We start from the raw sequence: 16,923 nt of genomic DNA, 5'->3' as shown, positions 1-16,923 counted from the left end.
GCCCCCGGCTTCTTTGCTTCGGAAATACTCCGGAGGGGGTCCGGGGGAGGCAGCGCCTCTCCCGCCTGCGCGGGCAGGGCCCGCGCGGATCGTCCCGGCGGCAGCCGGGGCGACATCACAGGGCGCGCAGCACCGTCACATGGGTGTCGCCGTATTTGCGTGTGTCCAGCGTCGCAAAGCCTGCGGGCGCCACCTGCGGCGCGCTCTCTTCCCAGACGACCAGCGCCTCCGCCCCGATCCAGCCCTGCGCAAGCGCGGCCTCCAGCGCCCGTGCGCCCAGCCCCTTGCCGTAGGGCGGGTCGAGGAACACCAGCGAACATGGCGCGCCCGGCGGCAGCCGAGTCGCATCCGCCCCGACCACCGCCGCCCGGTCGGCACAGCCCAGCGTCTTCAGGTTCTCGCGGATCAGCCGCTGCCCCACCCGCCCGTTCTCCACGAAGGTGGCGGAGAGGGCGCCGCGCGACAGCGCCTCCAGCCCCAGCGCGCCGGTCCCGGCAAAGAGGTCCAGCACCACCGCGCCCTCGAACGGCTCGCCGAAACGCCCGCCCGCCAGCATGTTGAACAGCGACTCGCGCACGCGGTCGGTTGTGGGGCGCAGGTGCGCGCCCGGATCGCCCTTGCCCACGGATGCCAGCCGCCGGCCGCGCCACTCGCCCGCAATGATCCTCACGCCTTCAGCAGCGCCTTGAGCTGCGTCTCCGGGTCGGCCACCGCCTCCGGATCGGGGGTCCTGCCGCCCTCGATCAGCCGTTTGCCGACCATGTAGGCCCTGGAATCGTTCATCGCGTCGACCGCCAGCAGGGTGTCGCCCTCGTAGTACCAGTGCGACAGCGCCTCGCCGTCCCTGCGCACCACGATCCGGTCGTAGCCGGTGTTCAGCCCGGCGATCTGCAGCTTCACGTCGTACTGGTCCGACCAGAACCAGGGTTTCGGCACGTAACTCCGCCCGGCGCCCATGATGTTCTCGGCCACCAGTTCGCCCATGTCGATGGCGTTGCCTACCGATTCCAGCCGGATGCGGCCTTCGCCATGCGGGAAGGACGCGCAGTCCCCAGCCGCCCATATCGACGGGTCCGAGGTGCGGCCGTGGCTGTCCACCGCGATGCCGTTCAGCACCTCCAGCCCGCAGCCCTCCGCCAGTTCGGTGGCGGGCGCGATGCCGACGCCGACGATCACCATGTCCACGTCCAGTGTCGTGCCGTCCGCCAGTTCGGCGCCGGTGACGTGCCCCTCGCCCAGAAGGCGCACCAGCCCCGTGCCCTCGCGCAGGTCGACGCCGCGCGCCCTGTGCAGGTCGCGGAACCAGGCGGAGGTCTCGGGCGCGGCCACCCGCTGCAGGATGCGCTCCGCCGCCTCGACCAGCGTCACGGTCAGGCCCAGCTTGGCGCAGACCGCCGCCGCCTCCAGCCCGATGTAGCCGCCGCCGACCACCAGCACCCGCTTGCCCGACACGCAGGAGGGGCACATCGCGTCCACGTCCGCCAGCGTCCGCACCACGTAGACCCCGTCGAGCGCCCCGCCGATCCCGGCAGGCAGGCGGCGCGGCACCGACCCGGTGCACAGCACCAGTTCGTCGTATTTCACCGCGCGGCCCCCGGCCATGACCTCCTTGTTGTCACGGTCCACCGCGATCACCTTCTCGCCCACGTGCAGGTCGATGGCGTTCTCGGCGTAGTAGGTCGCGGGCCGCAGGTAGAGACGCTCCTCCTCCATCTCGCCCAGAAGGTAGGCCTTCGACAAAGGCGGGCGCTGGTAGGGCGGCACCGGCTCCTCGCCGATCAGCGTGATGGTGCCCTCGAACCCCTTCGAACGCAGCTTCGCCACCAGCGAGGCCGCCGCCTGTCCTCCCCCAACAACAACGACGTCCGTCATGGCGCGTGCTCCTTTTCTCTTGTCGCCGAGACACTATCCTTGCGACACAGGGAAACGCAATTCCACGGAGGACAGGACAAATGGCGATTTCACCCGGTGACACGCTGCCGGAGGCAACTCTGTTGCGGATCGGCGCAGACGGGCCCGAGACGGTAGAGCTCTCGGCGCTGGCCAAGGGCCGCAAGCTGCTCATCTTCGCGCTGCCGGGGGCCTTTACCGGCACCTGCACCAATGCCCATGTGCCCAGCTTCATCAAGACGAAGGACGCCTTCGCCGAGAAGGGCGTGGACGAGATCGTCTGCATCGCGGTCAACGACCCCTTCGTCATGGATTCCTGGAGCCGTCACACCGGCGGCGACAAGGCGGGCATCACCTTCCTGGCCGACCCGGACGCCGCCTTCACCAAGGCGATGGGCATGAACTTCACCGCGCCGCCGGTGGGTTTCTACGACCGCTCGAAGCGTTACGCGATGGTGGTGGAGGACGGCACCGTGAAGGCGCTGAACCTCGATGAAAGCCCCGGCGTCTGCGAGAAGTCCTGCGGCGAGGCGATGCTGGAACTCGCCTGAACCACGGCGGCGCCCCGGCCCGAAGGGGCGCCGCCTTCCCGCGCAACGCGCCGCCCGATGCCCCCGCCAGCCCCCGCTGACGGCTGTACAGCCGGGGCCTGCCGGCTCCCTCAGCGGCCCCGCGACACCCTTTTCCCAACCGATTCTCTTGGTCTCACGATCGCGCGCGCGGCATCCCGCCGATGCGCGCCGATCACCCGCATGACCGCCCGTGACTCGGGAATCATGGAGTTTTCCCCATGCTTTTCGGGAAACCTCCGGCCTAAAAACTTGCCAGCTTTCCAACCGTCGGCCAACATCGGCCAATAACATTAATTTGAAGTTGGGAGCTGCCATATGACCGACTCGCAAGTGATTACGAAATTCAGCAGACGCGCGGCGCTGGGTGCATTGACGACCGCCGCCGTTGTTGCCGCTGCACCGAAGGCCTTCGCCGGGCAGAGCTGCCGCTCGTCCGCCTCCTATATCGAGGGGGTGGTCTCGCCGGGCCGGATGACCCCGGTGATGTGGTGGTCCGACCAGCTCGTGCAGAAGGTGCGCGACACGGCGACCCCGCCGCCGCCCGCCACCCGCGCCTTTGCCATCGGCCACCTCGCGGGCTTCGTGGCGGTGAACGGGCTGGCCCCGCGCTACGCCGGGCCGGTGAAACTGCCCGAGCCGCCCACGCCGGTGAACGCCGACATCGCCTATGGCACCGCGGTCGCCACGGCGATCAACGCGCTCTTCGGCTGGGACAATTGCGAACTGATGGCCTTCCTCGACGGGTTCGAGGACGGCGAGGCCAAGAACAACGCCATCGTCTGGGGCGCCAATGCCGCCCATGCCGTGCTCGACTGGCGCGGCGAGGACGGGATCGGCATCTCGAAGGAGCTGCTCTACACCAAGCTCGACGGCCCCATGGCCTGGCAGCCGACCGGCCCGTTCTTCGGTGCCGAGAACGGCCCGACCTTCAAGCAATACGGCGGCCCGCTGCTGCCCGGCTGGGGCAAGATGAAGACCTTCGCGGTCGGCTCTGCCCGCGACTTCCGCCCGGCGCCCTTCCCGCGTCAGGACAGCAAGGAGTTCATGCGCCAGCTCGAGAAGGTCTTTCAGTGGGGCGGCGCGACCAGCGCTTACCGCACCGAGGACCAGGCCGAGATCGCCTTCTTCTGGGAAGACGGCCCGCGCGGCGCGACCCCGCCGGGACACTGGCAGATCATCGCCATGGACCTGCTTCAGCGGCAGGACCTCGACCTTGTCGACCAGGCGCGGTTCATGGCGCTCATCAGCATGTCGCAGGCCGATGCGGCCATCGTGACATGGGACTGCAAGTTCGACATGGATGTGCTGCGCCCGGAAACGGCGATCCGCACCAAGATCCTGCCGCAGGACAGGTTCGCGCGGTTCCATGACGCGGAATGGAAGACGCTGATCCCGACGCCGCCCTTCCCGGCCTATACCTCGGGGCATTCGACCTTCAGCGGCGCCTCGGCGCGGATGCTGGCGCATCTTCTGGGCACCGACCACGTGTCCTTCACCGGCTACGCGCCCGACCTCGTGAACTGGCCCAAGCAACTGGGCGGGGTGCGGCGGTCGTGGACGACGCTCAGCCAGGCGGCGGACGAGGCAGGCGCCAGCCGCGAATACGGCGGTATCCACTGGGAGGCCGACAACACCGAAGGCCTGCGGATCGGCCGCCTGATCGCCGACACGGTCTTTGACACCGCCCTGCCGCGTCTGGGCTGACACCGCTTTGCAGGAACAGACACCCCCGCAGTCCGCTGCGGGGGTGTTTCTTTTCCCGCTCGGGCACTCCGGACACGGGAAGGGCGCGCCAGACGGCGCGCCCTCCATTGCATTTCGACGGTATTCAGACGGTCGCCGTCTCTTCCTCCACGGGGGCCACGGTCTCGACCGGCTTCGCGGTTTCGTCCGTGTCCGGGATCACCAGCGACAGGATGATCGCCGACAGGCCCGCCAGCGTGATCGGCGTGGCGACCACCTGCTTGAGGAAGACCGGCAGGTTCTGCGTCGCATCCGGCACAAGCGTCACGCCAAGGCCCAGCCCGAAGGACACCGCCATGATGTAGACCTTCTTGCGGTCGATCTCCTGCGTGGCGAGGATGCGGATGCCCGCCACGGCGATGGTCCCGAACAGCACCAGCGTCGCGCCGCCCAGCACCGGCTTGGGGATCAGCAGGAAGACCTGGCCCACCACCGGCAGGAAACCCAGCACCACGAGGATACCCGCGATATACAGACCCACGTGCCGCGAGGCGACGCCGGTCATCTGGATCACCCCGTTGTTCTGAGAGAACGTGGTGTTCGGGAAGGTGTTGAACAGCGCCGCGAGGCCCGAGTTCACCCCGTCCGCAAGGATGCCGCCCTTGATCCGCTTCATGTAGAGCGGCCCCTTCACCGGCTGGCCCGCGATGACGGAGTTCGCCGTCAGGTCGCCCGAGGTCTCGATCGCGGTCACGAGGAAGACGAAGGCGATGGGCAGGAACAGCCCGATGTCGAAATCCAGCCCGTATTTCAACGGCTGCGGGATCGCCAGCAACTCGCCTTGACCGGCGCGCGACAGGTCGACCTGACCAAGGACCATGGCGACGATCGTGCCGATCACCAGCCCGATCATGATCGCCGAGATGCGCAGCATCGGGTTGCCCACGAAGGTCAGCACCAGGATCACCGCCACCACGATGGCGCCCATCAGCAGGTTGACCGGCGCGCCCAGCGTCTCGCCCGCCTGCGCGCCGCCCGCGAAGTCGGTGAAGCCCACCTTGACCAGCGACAGCCCGATCACCGTGATCACGATGCCCGTCACGGTCGGCGTGATGATGCGGTCCAGCTTGTCGACGAACTGGCTCAGCACGATCTCCACGACGCAGCCGGCAAGGCACAGCCCGAAGATCATCGCCAGCATGTCCTCCGGCGTGCCGCCCGCGTTCTTCACCGCGAAACCCGCCGCCAGCACCGGCCCGAGGAAGGCAAAGGACGTACCCTGCACGCTCAGTAGCCCGGAGCCCACAGGCCCCAGCCGGTAACACTGGATGAAGGTCGCCACGCCCGACACGAACAGCGACATGGCGATGAGGTAGGGGATGTGCTCTCCCAGCCCCAGCACGCCGCCGATCACCAGCGTCGGCGTCACGATCCCCACGATGGAGGCAAGGATGTGCTGCATGGCCGCCAGCGCGGCGGCAGGCGGCGCGGGCGTGTCGTCCAGCCCGTAGATCAGGGTTCCCGTATCGTTCGATGTACTCGTCATGTGTCCCTCCATACCGCGTGGATGCGTTTGCTCCCGCAGGACGATTGTCCGAGCAAGCAAGCGCCGCGGCGAGTCGCCTCGCCCGCTTTTGGGGGTGACGTGGGGCGGTATCTACGGAAAGCCCGCCGAAACGCATTCCGGCGGGCGGTTTGCCGCTTTGGCAGGCAGTCGTGGCACGGCCGGCCGGGCGCCCCCGGGACTCAGGGGCGCGGCCCGGACCGCAGCGGTCAGCCGAAAAGGCCGTCCATCTTCCGCGCCAGTTTCGCATCCAGCGAGGACAGCCCGTCCACGTCATGCGTGGTCAGCGTGACCTCGACGGTGTTGTAGACGTTCGACCACTCCGGATGGTGACCCCACTTCTCGGCATACATGGCAGCCCGCGTCATCCAGCCGAAAGCGGCGGTGAAGTCGTCGAACTTGTAGGTCTTGCGGATCGCGTCGCGGTCCTCGACCATTTCCCATCCGGTGTCGAAAAGCGGTTCCAGCACGGTCTTGCGTCCGGTGTCCGACAGTTTCTCGGTCATTCCTGTTCCTCCCGTCTGTCTTTCCTGAAGGGCCCGTAGCTGGTCAGGATCTCGATATCCTCACCGACCGCGCGCCGCTCTGCTTCCAGATAGCGCGCCACGGCGTCGGAAAAGGAGGGCTCCGCAATCCAGTGCAGCGAATGCACCGGTTTCGGCAGATACCCGCGCGCCAGCTTGTGTTCGCCCTGCGCCCCGGCCTCGACCCGCTTCAGCCCGTGGGCGATGGCAAAGTCGATGGCCTGGTAATAACACGCCTCGAAATGCAGGCAGGGGTGATCCTCGACGCAGCCCCAGTAGCGCCCGAAAAGCGCGTCCCGCCCGACAAAGTTCAGCGCCCCCGCCACGTAGCGCCCGTCGCGCTCGCACATCACCAGCGCGATGTCGTCCCGCAGCGTCTCCTGCGCGATGTCAAAGAAATGCCGGGTCAGGTAGGGCGAGCCCCACTTCCGCGCGCCCGTGTCCTGGTAGAACCGCCAGAAGGCATCCCAGTGCTCGGGCCGCAGATCGTCGCCTGTCAGCATGTGGATCTCGCCGCCGAAATCCTGCGCCTTCGCGCGCTCCTTGCGGATCGTCTTGCGCTTGCGCGAGGACAGCGTCGCCAGGAAGGCGTCGAAGTCAGCGTATCCGTCGTTGTCCCAGTGGAACTGCTGCGTCACCCGGTGCAGCAGGCCCATCTCCGCCCCGGCCTCCGCCTCTTCGCCGGTGCAGAAGGTGGCATGGACCGAGCTCAGCCCGTGGTTCGCCGCGAACTGGATCGCGCCCTGCACCAGCGCCGAACGGCCCAGCGTCTCCCAGCCCGGCTTCACCAGGAACCGCCGCCCGGTAGCGGGGGTGAAGGGCACGGCGATCTGCATCTTCGGGTAATAGCGCCCGCCCGCGTTCTCCAGCGCATGCGCCCAGGAATGGTCGAAGATGTATTCGCCCTGGCTGTGGCTCTTGGCGTACATCGGCGCGACGGCCACGACCTCGCCCTCCACCTCGACCGACAGGTGGTGCGGCTCCCAGCCGGTGCGCGCGTCGACCGACCCGCTGTCCTCCAGCGCCTTCAGGAACCGGTGGGTGGTAAAGGGGTCGCGGGGCCGCTGGCCGTCCGCGGCCTCGGGACAGGCGCAGGCGTCCCAGACCCCGGGCGCGATGTCGCCAAGCGAGGGCAGGACACTCACGGTCACGTCGCGCTGCGCAGTCTCTGTGTTCATGCTTCCCAATCTGGCGCCGCGGGCGCGGCGATCAAGCGGGGTAGCCCTCGAACGTGACATTATCGGCGATGCGCCGCGCCTCTGCCTCCTCCGTGGGCGTGCGGATCGTCCAGCACAGGATCGACAGGCCGCGCGCCTTCAGCTGCGCCACCCGCGGATTGTCGAGGTCCTCGTGGTGATGGCTGATGAAATGCAGCGACATCTCGTCCGCCAGCCCGATCTCCGCCAGCTCCACCCGCCGCGCGGCGGGCAGGGTGGGGTAATCCTCGGCGGTGCCCGCACAGGTGGTCAGGCCGCGCGGGCGGCGCGGACACAACCGTGCGAGCATGGCCACCGAATGGGGGTTGAACGACATCAGTGCCGCCTCGCCCTCGTAGCTTTCGATGGCCCGCGCGCAGGCTTCCTCCAGCGGACCCACATCCGGGCCCATCTGGCCGTCCTGGTCCTTCACCTCGATCAGCAGCGGCACCTGTCCGGCGACGATCTCCAGCACCTCGGTCAGCGTCGGGATGCCGTCCTCCGCGTCGCGCAGAAGGATGCCGCCCAGTTCCGCCGCCGTGCGCTGCGCCACCGGGCCGCTGGCCGCGGTCAGCCGCGCAAGGTCGTAATCGTGGAACACCATGGCCTGACCGTCCGCCGAAAGCTGCAGGTCAAGCTCGATGGGATAACCCGCTGCCACGGCGGCACGGATCGCGGCACGGCTGTTTTCCGGCCGCCCCGCCGCCCGGTCGTGGAACGCGCGATGCGCGACGGGCCGGTCGAGAAACGCGCGCGGCAGCATCATTCGACCTCGAAGATGCCTTCGATCTCCACCGCGACGCCCAGCGGCAGCGCCGCCGCCGACACGGCAGAGCGGGCGTGCCGCCCCTTGTCGCCCAGCACCGCCACCATCAGGTCCGAGGCGCCGTTGATCACCTTCGGCTGGTCGGTGAAATTGCCCAGCGAATTGACGAAGCCCACCAGCTTCACCACCCGCTTCAGACGGCCGAGGTCGCCGCCGCAGGCCGCCTTGACCTGCGCCAGCAGGCTCAGCGCACAGGCCATCGCCGCCGCCGCGCCCTGCTCCACGTCGAGATCGGCGCCCACCTTGCCCTTGATCAGCTCGCCATCCATCATGCTGATCTGCCCGGAGACATAGAGCGTATTGCCGCTCAGCACGTACGGCACGTAGTTCGCCGCCGGCGCGGGCGCGTCGGGAAGGGTCAGGCCAAGCGTCTTCAGACGCTCTTCGATCTCGTTGCTCATCGGGGGTCTCCTTGTCGCCGCGGCGGCTTGCCGGCCGCCGGGCAGACGCTAGAACGCGCCCCGGAAAAGCGAAACCCCCTGCCGCTTCACCTTGGCAAAAAATACCTCGGCCCTGCCGGCGACGCGGCGCAGGCCCGGGGCAGGGGCGCGGGCAACCGCCCGCCGGGTCCGCCGGACCTCGTTGCGGCAGAGGGCGGCGCCGCACCGTCCCGACCTGCCGCCCTCAGACGCTCAGCTCTCGCGGAACGCCTTCGAGAAATAGTCCATGAACGGCTTCACCAGGTAGGCCAGCGGCGTGCGGTCCTCGGTGCGGATGAAGGCCTCCACCGGCATGCCGGGGATCAGCACCGTGCCTTCGGGCAGGCGCGCGATCTCGCCCTCGTTCAGCACGATCTCCGCGCGGTAGTAGCGCACGCGCGAGGCCTCGTCCTCGAAGGCATCGGCCGAGATCTGCGTCACCTCGCCGAACAGCTCCGGCGTCTGCCGCTGGTCCAGTGCCGAGAACTTGAGCGCCACCTCCTGGTCGACGAACAGCTTGTCGATGTGGATCGGCTCCACCTGCGCGGCGATCACCAGCGGCCGGTCCTGCGGCACGAGGTACATCACCGGCTCCGCCGCCCGGATGACCGAGCGAGGGGTGAACACCGTCATCCCGTAGATCACGCCCGACACCGGCGCGCGGATGTCCAGCCGGCTCAGCCGTTCGCGCAGGCTGCGGCGCTGCTCCGCCAGCTCGCGCTCGCGGAACTGCAGGTCGCGCAGGGTGGTGATCGCCTCCTCGCGGCGCTGCGTCTCCAGCCCGAGGATCTGGATCTCCGTCTCGGTGATCCGCCCCTCCGCCTGCGCCTTCGACGCCACCAGCTCGCCCATCGTGCCCGACAGCCGCGCCTCCTCCCGCTGAAGCGACAGCACCCGGCTCGCCTGCGCCAGCCCGCGGTCGAGAAGCGTCTGCTGGTCGCGCAGCTCCTTCCCGATCAGCTCCAGCTGCGTGGTCAGCGCCGCCTGCTGCGCCTCGATCCCGCGCACCTGGTCGGCGGTCTGGTCGGCCCGCTTGCCCAGCTGCTCGATCTCGCGGTTCAGCGATTCCGCCCGGGCGAAGAACAGGTTGCGCTGGCCTTCCACCAGCTCCTCCACCTCTTCGCTGTTGCGCGCGGCGGCCAGCACCTCCTCGTCGAAGACGATCTCCTCCGCGCCGTCCCGCTCCGCGATCAGGCGCGCCCGGCGGGCCATCAGCTCGTAAAGCTGGCCCTCCACGATGGTCAGTTCCGACAGCAGCAGCGTCGGGTCGAGCTGCAAAAGCAGGTCGCCCTCCGCCACCTCGTCGCCCTCGTCCACCGCGATCCGCGCGACCACGCCGCCGTCCGGGTGCTGCACCACCTGCCGGTTCTGATCCACCTGGATCTGGCCCGAGGCGACGATGGCGCCGGAAATGTTCGTCGTGGCGCCCCAGTAGCCGAAGCCGCCGACCAGCAGCGCCACCGCGAGCACACCCACCGTCATCGGGCCGCGCGTCGGGAAGGAGGCATGCGACGGCAGCGCAGGGGTCATGCCCCCGCCGCCGCCCGCGTTAGACGCCGCCGCCCGGGCCGCCACAGCCGCGGCTGCGGCAGCCGCCGGGGTGGGCGCCCCCGCATCCCCATCCGCGCCCGGCGCGCCGGCCGTCATCCTGCCCAGAACCTGCGTGCTGCCAACCTCGCCCGCACCATCGGGCGGATTGGCGGTGGCGTCGGCGGCCGTGCCCGGTGTCGCCCGGGTGTCGTCCTCGGTCCTGTCGCTCATCTCACACCTCCGGGCGTCGCCGCCTTCTGGATTTGCTGGTGGTTCTTCACCATCTGCTGCAGCACCTCGTCCTTCGGTCCGAAGGCCACGCGCTGCCCGCCTTCCAGCATCAGAAGCTTGGTGCATTCCTTGATGGCCGCGGGACGGTGCGCCATGATCAGCACGGATTTCCCTTCGGCCTTGAAGCCCGCGATGGCCTTGTTGACCGCCTCCGACCCCTCGTTGTCGAGGTTGGAGTTCGGCTCGTCCAGCACGAGGATCACCGGGTCGCCGTACATCGCGCGCGCCAGCCCGATGCGCTGCATCTGCCCGCCGCTCAGCCGCCCGCCGATCGCCGTGACACGGGTGTCATAGCCGTTCGGCAGCTTGAGGATCATCTCGTGCGCATCGGCCTTGCGCGCCGCCTCCACGACCTTCTCGGCGTCGGGCTGGGGCGACAGGCGGGCGATGTTCTCGGCAATCGTGCCGTCGAACAGCGTGACACGCTGGGGCAGGTAGCCCACGTGACGGCCCAGAACGTCCGGTCCGTACTGGTCGAGCGAGGCGCCATCCAGCCGGATCTTGCCGCCCGCCGGGCGCCAGATGCCGGTCAGCGCGCGGGCCAGCGTCGACTTGCCCGATCCCGAAGGACCGATCACGCCGACTGCCTCTCCGGGGGCCACGTTGAAGCTGACCAGCCGCAGCGCCGCCTGCTGTTCGCCCGGGGCGACCACGGTCAGCTGCTGCACGTCGAGCTTCGCCGCGGGGCGGGGCAGGGCGGTGCGCGGCGGGTCCTCCGGCACCTCGGACAGAAGCTGGGCGAGGTTGGTCCAGCCCTTGCGCGCCCGCGTGACCAGCGGCCACTGGCCGATGGCCAGTTCGATGGGCGCCAGCATCCGGCCCATCAGGATGGAGCCGGCGATCATCGCGCCCGGCGACAGGTCGCCCTGCAGCACGAGGTAGGCGCCCAGCCCCAGCATCCCGGACTGCAACAGCATCCGGAAGGTCTTGGTCATGGTGGTGAAGGTGCCGGTGATGTCGGCGGTGGCGATCTGCCCCGACAGCGCCTGACCGCGCGCGCCGATCCAGCGGACGAAGGCGTCGCGCCGCATGCCGAGCGCCTGCACCATCTCCGCCTCCTGCCTGATCTGGTCCGAGGTCCGCTCCGCCTGCATGACGGCGACGTTGGATTTCAGCGTCGGATTGCGCGAGATCACCTGGTTGGCCAGCGTCACCACGATCAGGAAACCGCCGCCCACCAGCGCGAGGTAACCCATCCACGGGTGGAAGATGAACAGTCCCAGCAGGAAGATCGGCGACCACGGGATGTCGAAGGCCGCCAGCAGCACCGGCGAGGACATCAGCCGCTGCACCGATTCCAGATCGCGCAGGCCGGTCTGGGCCAGTTCGTCGTTCTTGACGGTCGAGCGCCGCAGCACGGCGTCGAAGACGCGCAGGTCCAGCGCCGCCTGGAAGCGCGCGGCGACCCGGCCCATGACGCGCCCGCGGACGTAGTCGAGGATGCCCATCATGCCGTAGAGGAAGACGACCAGCACGGTCAGCGCGACCAGCGTCGCCTCCGACCGCGAGCCCAGCACCCGGTCGTAGACCTGCAGCATGTAGAGCGGGCCGGTCAGCATCAGCATGTTCACGAGAAAGCTGAAGATCGCGACGAACCAGTAATATGGCCGTGATTGCCGCCGCGCTGCCCTCAGCTCGTCGCGGCCCTTTTCAAATTCCTGTTTACTCATGTGCCTCCTCGCGGTTGGCCGGCGGGGCGATCATGGGATCTGGCAGCCTTCCGCCGCGTATGCCGGCGGATCCTCCCGGTGCTTGCCCTTGTCGCCTTTGTGCCACAAAAGTGCTGAATGCAGGTTGCTTGCTTGGGCACCTTGTAAAATGAAACTACCTTGTCTTTTACGGAAGCCGTGTGGCGATCCAAGGACTTTCGACGGGGGGCGGTCCGAATGCTCAGGACTCGTGCGGTTTTCGCACTCATCGTGGCGGCGTCTCTGGCGGCCTGTTCGGTCCCCGGCCCGGGACAGGCGCCGGATGGCGTGTGGGATCCCTACGAGGCCCAGAACCGCCGCGTGCACGCCTTCAACCGCAAGGTAGACGAACGGGTGCTGCGCGGCACCGGCGCGGGCCTGGCCGACGGCATCCCCGCAGGCAGCCGGCAGGCGGTGGCGCAGTTCGCCGACACCGTCGGCACGCCGCAGACCGTCCTGAACCAGCTTCTGCAGCTGCGCCTGTGGCGCGCGACGAAGAACACGCTGCGCTTCACCATGAACGCGACGCTGGGGCTCGGCATCCTCGACCCGGCCGCCGAGATCGGCCTCGTGTCGGACGAAAGCGACTTCGGCGAGACGCTGGCCGTCTGGGGCCTGCCCGAGGGCGCCTACCTCGAACTGCCGCTGGTCGGCCCCTCGACCGAGCGTGACGCCGTGGGCGCCGCCGTGGACCTCGTGACCAACCCGCTGAGCTACGCGCTCGACTCGCCCGAGAGATACATCGGCACCCTCGCGAATGCAGCCGACACCGTCATCACCCGCGGCGAATTCGGCGAGACCGTCGATTCGGTGCTCTACGACAGCGCCGACAGCTACGCCCAGGCGCGGCTCATGTACCTGCAGAACCGCCGGTTCGAACTGGGCGAAGACGCCCCGGGCGCCGCCGACATCGACCCGATGGCGCTCGACACCACCGGTTTCTGACCGGCACCCCCTTTCCAGAAAGGCATTCGACATGGACACGATGTACACCAGACGCACGGTACTCGCCCTCGGCGGCGCAAGCCTCCTCGCGCTGGCCCTCCCGATGCCCGCCCTCGCGCTGACCGAAGGTCAGGCCCGCGGCCTGATTGACGGCCTCGTCGGCGAAATCAACAGCGTCATCGCCAGCGGCAAGTCCGAACGCGCGATGTACACCGACTTCGAACGCATCTTCCGCACCTACGGCGACATTCCCTACATCGCCGCCTACGCGCTCGGCAACGACGGGCGCACCGCCACGGCCGCGCAAAAGAAGGCCTTCTCGGACGCCTTCACCGGATACATCTCGCGCAAGTACGGCAAGCGCTTCCGTGAATTCATCGGCGGCCGGCTGGAAGTGCAGTCGGTCAAGGCGGTGAAGAACTACTACGAGGTGCAGACCACCGCCTTCCTGCGCGGCACGAGCCCCTTCACCGTCTCGTTCCACGTCTCCGACCGCACCGGCCGCCCGCTGCTGTTCAACCTGTTCATCGAAGGGGTGAACATGCTCCTGACCGAACGCACCGAGGTGGGCGCCATGCTGGACCGCCGCCGCGGCAACATCGACGCGCTGATCCAGGACCTCAGGACGGCCTCCTGACCGGAGCATCTGGGCGGGGCCACGTGACGCCGGCTGGCCTCGGCCCGACCGGCCCGGCACGAAGAGGGGGCTCCGCCCCCGGCCTGCGGCCTCCCCCGAGGTATTTCAGCCAAGATGAAGACCCTGGTGAGGTGAAGACCCAATCCAGAGGACATCTTGGAGCTGTCGTGCTCCTTCATCTTGGTCCAAATACCTCGGGGGAGCGGCTCCGCAGGAGCGGCGGGGGCGGAGCCCCCATTTCCTGAACACCCAAGCGGATCGGTGGCCGAAACGCTGCCGGCCCGTAGGGCGGGGCTGTGCGCCGCCCCGGCCGACGGCCGGTGTCAGCGGTTGCCGCCGCCGAGGATGTCGCGGAGAACCTGTTCCAATACGCTCTTGGGGACCTCGCGGGTGGTGCCGCCGCCGCGGGGGACCGCGACCTCGGGGGCCTGTTGCGGCACGGGCTGCGGTTCCGGTTCCGGCGGCGGGGCGGGGGCCACGGGTGCCTGCACCGGCAGGGGTTTCGGGGGCAGGCCGTCGTGGACCCGTGCCATCACCTCGTGCCAGATCTCGGCGGGCAGGCCGCTGCCTGTCACGCCGGAGAGCGGCGTGTTGTCGTCGTAGCCCATCCAGACCCCGGCCACGTAGTCCGCGGTGAACCCCACGAACCAGGCGTCGCGCGCCTCCTGGCTGGTGCCGGTCTTGCCCGCCGCCTCCCAGCCGTCGAGCCGCGCCCGCGTGCCGGTGCCTTCGTCGACCACCTTCTGCATCATCCACGTAAGCTGCCGCGCGGCGCTTTCCTGCACCACGCGTTCGCCGATGCCGCCGCCGGTGCCCATCAGCGCCTCCGTGTCGCCTTTCAGGCGCAGTTCCTGCAGTCCGTAGGGCGTCACCGAGGAGCCGCCGTTCAGGATGCCCGCGTAGGCGCCGGTCATCTCCAGAAGCGTCGCCTCAGACGCGCCAAGCGCCAGCGACGGCGTGTCCGTCAGGTCGCGGTAGAGGCCGAAGTCGCGCGCCACGCGCATCACCAGGTCGCGCCCCACCGATTCGGAGACCTTCACCGCCGGCACGTTCAGCGAGCGCGCCAGCGCCTCTGCCAGCGTCACCCGGCCGTGGAAGTTGCGGCTGTAGTTGTCCGGGCAGTAGTCCTTCTGCCCGCCCGGCATGTCCACGCACCAGCGTTCGTCCACCACCGTGTCGAGCGGCGAGTACCCGAGTTCCAGCGCCGTCGCATAGACGAAGGGCTTGAAGGCAGAGCCGGTCTGCCGCACCGCCTGGAAGGCCCGGTTGAACAGGCCCGTGGCGTCCACGTCACGCCCGCCGACCATCGAGCGCACCGCGCCGTCGGCGCTCATCACCACCACGGCCACCTGCGCCTTGGAGCCGTCCTTCACCTTCTCGGAGAAGATCTGCCGCACCGCGTCCTCGGTGGCGCGCTGGATGCGCGGGTCGAGCGTGGTCGAGATCACCACGTCCTCTGTCGTGTCCTGCGTGAAGAACTCCGGCCCGGACTGCATCACCCAGTCGGCGAAATAGCCGCCGCCCATGGTGTTCGCGCCGCTGCCCAGCGTCGCCGGGTTGTTCTGGTACTGGCGCATCTCCTCCTCGGTGATGTAGCCCTGATCGGCCATCAGCCGCAGCACCGTGGCCGCGCGGGCCTGGCTGCGTTCGAGGTTCGAGGTCGGCGCCAGCGTCGAGGGGGCGGTCAGCAACCCCGCCAGCATCGCGCCCTCGGCCGGGTTCAGCTGCGCCGCGTGCTTGCCGAAGTAGCGTTGCGAGGCGGCCTCTGCCCCGTAGGCGCCGCCGCCCATGTAGGCGCGGTTGAGGTAGATCGAGAGGATCTCGTTCTTGGTGTACTTCACCTCCATCGCCATGGCGAAGATCGCCTCGTTGGCCTTGCGCTCCAGCGAGGACTGGCGGCAGTCGGCGACGTAATCGGCCTCCGACTTCCAGACCTTGGGATCGTAGACCTTGCCAAGGCAGAGGAGTTTCGCGGTCTGCTGCGTGATGGTGGAGCCGCCGTGCCCCTGCAGCGCGCCCCGGCCTTCGCTGAGGTTGATCCGCACCGCCGAGGCGATGCCCCGCGGGCTGACGCCGAAGTGGCGGTAGAAGCGCTTGTCCTCCGTGGCGACCACGGCGTTCTTGAGGTGCGGGCTGACGCTTTCGGCGGTGACCACGCCGCCGAACTGGTCGCCGCGCAGCGCAAACACTGCGCCGTCGCGGTCGAGCAGCGTGACCGAGCCGCGGGCACGCCCGTCGAGCAGCGTCTCCACCTCCGGCAGGGTCGATTCGACGTAGAGCACCCAGGCGCCGATCATCAGCGCCACGAGGACCGCCACCGAGGCGGTGATCTTGAACACCAGCCGGAAGATCCAGCCGAAGAACCCGGTGATCAGCCCGGCTAACCCGCCGCGCCGCTGCCTGGGCGCGCGGCGCCGCTTCGTCGGGGTTTTCTTGGCCGTGGTCTTGCCCGCTGCCGCGGTCTTGGATTTCGCGGTCTGGCGGGTCGATTGTCCGCCATACCTGCGGTCCGCCACCAGCCGTCCGGGCTTTCGCGTGGAACTCATGTGAAACTGCGCCTGCTCAGGTTTGTTCGTTGCGGCGACTCTACCCTTTCCGACTCGGAATGTTGACCTCTTCCCGGCAAAGCTGACGTTTTTGTTTTGCGCAAAATATAGGCAATTATCGCATACGGCACATTTTTTGTGCGCGACGGATTAATGGAACGCCTCATTTTCCGTCAAACTCTTCAATTCGGGCGGTCTCCACCGCTTTGCTGCCAGTGCAATGCGGGGGGAGGCCCCGCCAAGACCGAAGGGGAACAAGGTGAAACTGATCATTGCAACGATCAAGCCGTTCAAGCTCGAGGAGGTGCGCGAAGCCCTCACGGGCATCGGCGTGCGCGGCATGATGGTTACGGAAATCAAGGGCTTCGGCTCTCAGTCCGGCCATACCGAAATCTACCGCGGAGCCGAATACGCCGTGAATTTCGTGCCGAAAATCAAGCTGGAGATCGTCGTCGGCGCAGCCATGGCGGATCAGGTGGTCGAGACCATCAAGACCACCGCGCAGACGGGCAAGATCGGCGACGGCAAGATCTTCGTTCTGGATGTGCAGCAGGCGGTGCGCGTGCGTACCGGCGAAACGGATGCAGACGCGCTCTGAGACGCGCCACTCAT

Annotated in this window: 15 protein-coding genes; 5 read left to right on the top strand and 10 right to left on the bottom strand. The window is 68.4% G+C overall.

Features of this window, described 5'->3' with window-relative positions:
• Positions 1-115: 115 nt before the first annotated feature.
• Both rsmD and CDO87_RS06620 read right to left on the bottom strand, forming a co-directional pair.
• Positions 116-670, bottom strand: coding sequence for a 16S rRNA (guanine(966)-N(2))-methyltransferase RsmD (gene rsmD, locus CDO87_RS06625; protein ID WP_100928048.1), 555 nt, complete (start codon positions 668-670; stop codon positions 116-118).
• Complete coding sequence (locus tag CDO87_RS06620) at positions 667-1,872, bottom strand: NAD(P)/FAD-dependent oxidoreductase (protein WP_100928047.1); 1,206 nt, start codon at positions 1,870-1,872, stop codon at positions 667-669. The genes rsmD and CDO87_RS06620 overlap by 4 nt, the downstream gene beginning before the upstream one ends.
• An 80-nt stretch (positions 1,873-1,952) precedes the next feature.
• Here CDO87_RS06620 and CDO87_RS06615 point away from each other — a divergent pair, with 80 nt between their 5' ends.
• Entirely contained in the window at positions 1,953-2,441 is a 489-nt protein-coding gene (locus tag CDO87_RS06615) for a peroxiredoxin (RefSeq protein ID WP_100928046.1), read from the top strand.
• Between the two features lie 336 nt (positions 2,442-2,777).
• On the top strand, positions 2,778-4,166 hold the full coding sequence (locus CDO87_RS06610) for a vanadium-dependent haloperoxidase (protein ID WP_100928045.1): 1,389 nt from the start codon (positions 2,778-2,780) through the stop codon (positions 4,164-4,166).
• 124 nt (positions 4,167-4,290) lie between these two features.
• Here the strand turns inward: CDO87_RS06610 and CDO87_RS06605 are convergent, their stop codons facing one another.
• The 7 genes from CDO87_RS06605 to CDO87_RS06575 form a co-directional block, all read right to left on the bottom strand.
• Positions 4,291-5,691, bottom strand: a complete 1,401-nt coding sequence (locus tag CDO87_RS06605; RefSeq protein ID WP_254698357.1) for a nucleobase:cation symporter-2 family protein — start codon at positions 5,689-5,691, stop codon at positions 4,291-4,293.
• A gap of 227 nt (positions 5,692-5,918) precedes the next feature.
• Entirely contained in the window at positions 5,919-6,215 is a 297-nt protein-coding gene (locus CDO87_RS06600; RefSeq protein WP_100928043.1) for a 4a-hydroxytetrahydrobiopterin dehydratase, read from the bottom strand.
• Entirely contained in the window at positions 6,212-7,411 is a 1,200-nt protein-coding gene (locus CDO87_RS06595; protein WP_100928042.1) for a GNAT family N-acetyltransferase, read from the bottom strand. The genes CDO87_RS06600 and CDO87_RS06595 overlap by 4 nt, the downstream gene beginning before the upstream one ends.
• A gap of 31 nt (positions 7,412-7,442) precedes the next feature.
• Complete coding sequence (locus CDO87_RS06590; RefSeq protein ID WP_100928041.1) at positions 7,443-8,195, bottom strand: glycerophosphodiester phosphodiesterase family protein; 753 nt, start codon at positions 8,193-8,195, stop codon at positions 7,443-7,445.
• Positions 8,192-8,656 (bottom strand): RidA family protein, encoded by a 465-nt coding sequence (locus CDO87_RS06585; protein ID WP_100928040.1) that lies wholly within the window; start codon positions 8,654-8,656, stop codon positions 8,192-8,194. Before CDO87_RS06585 ends, CDO87_RS06590 begins: the two co-directional genes overlap by 4 nt.
• 231 nt (positions 8,657-8,887) lie before the next feature.
• Complete coding sequence (locus tag CDO87_RS06580) at positions 8,888-10,156, bottom strand: HlyD family type I secretion periplasmic adaptor subunit (RefSeq protein ID WP_370314146.1); 1,269 nt, start codon at positions 10,154-10,156, stop codon at positions 8,888-8,890.
• Positions 10,157-10,431: 275 nt separating this feature from the next.
• Positions 10,432-12,165 (bottom strand): type I secretion system permease/ATPase, encoded by a 1,734-nt coding sequence (locus CDO87_RS06575; protein ID WP_100928039.1) that lies wholly within the window; start codon positions 12,163-12,165, stop codon positions 10,432-10,434.
• A 216-nt stretch (positions 12,166-12,381) separates the two neighbouring features.
• Here CDO87_RS06575 and CDO87_RS06570 point away from each other — a divergent pair, with 216 nt between their 5' ends.
• Both CDO87_RS06570 and CDO87_RS06565 read left to right on the top strand, forming a co-directional pair.
• Complete coding sequence (locus CDO87_RS06570) at positions 12,382-13,128, top strand: VacJ family lipoprotein (protein ID WP_100928038.1); 747 nt, start codon at positions 12,382-12,384, stop codon at positions 13,126-13,128.
• A gap of 31 nt (positions 13,129-13,159) precedes the next feature.
• The gene (locus CDO87_RS06565) at positions 13,160-13,765 is read left to right on the top strand and encodes a phospholipid-binding protein MlaC (protein WP_198521832.1); all 606 of its coding nucleotides are present in this window, start codon (positions 13,160-13,162) and stop codon (positions 13,763-13,765) included.
• A 323-nt stretch (positions 13,766-14,088) separates the two neighbouring features.
• Here CDO87_RS06565 and CDO87_RS06560 read toward each other — a convergent pair whose 3' ends face one another.
• Positions 14,089-16,311, bottom strand: coding sequence for a transglycosylase domain-containing protein (locus CDO87_RS06560; protein ID WP_100928037.1), 2,223 nt, complete (start codon positions 16,309-16,311; stop codon positions 14,089-14,091).
• Positions 16,312-16,570: 259 nt separating this feature from the next.
• On the opposite strand from CDO87_RS06560, the gene CDO87_RS06555 reads away from it, so the two are divergent.
• Positions 16,571-16,909, top strand: coding sequence for a P-II family nitrogen regulator (locus CDO87_RS06555; protein WP_005855408.1), 339 nt, complete (start codon positions 16,571-16,573; stop codon positions 16,907-16,909).
• The last annotated feature ends 14 nt before the right edge of the window (positions 16,910-16,923 follow it).

This window comes from Sagittula sp. P11 (assembly GCF_002814095.1).
Classification (GTDB): domain Bacteria; phylum Pseudomonadota; class Alphaproteobacteria; order Rhodobacterales; family Rhodobacteraceae; genus Sagittula.
This window is presented reverse-complemented; position numbering and strand designations above follow the sequence as displayed.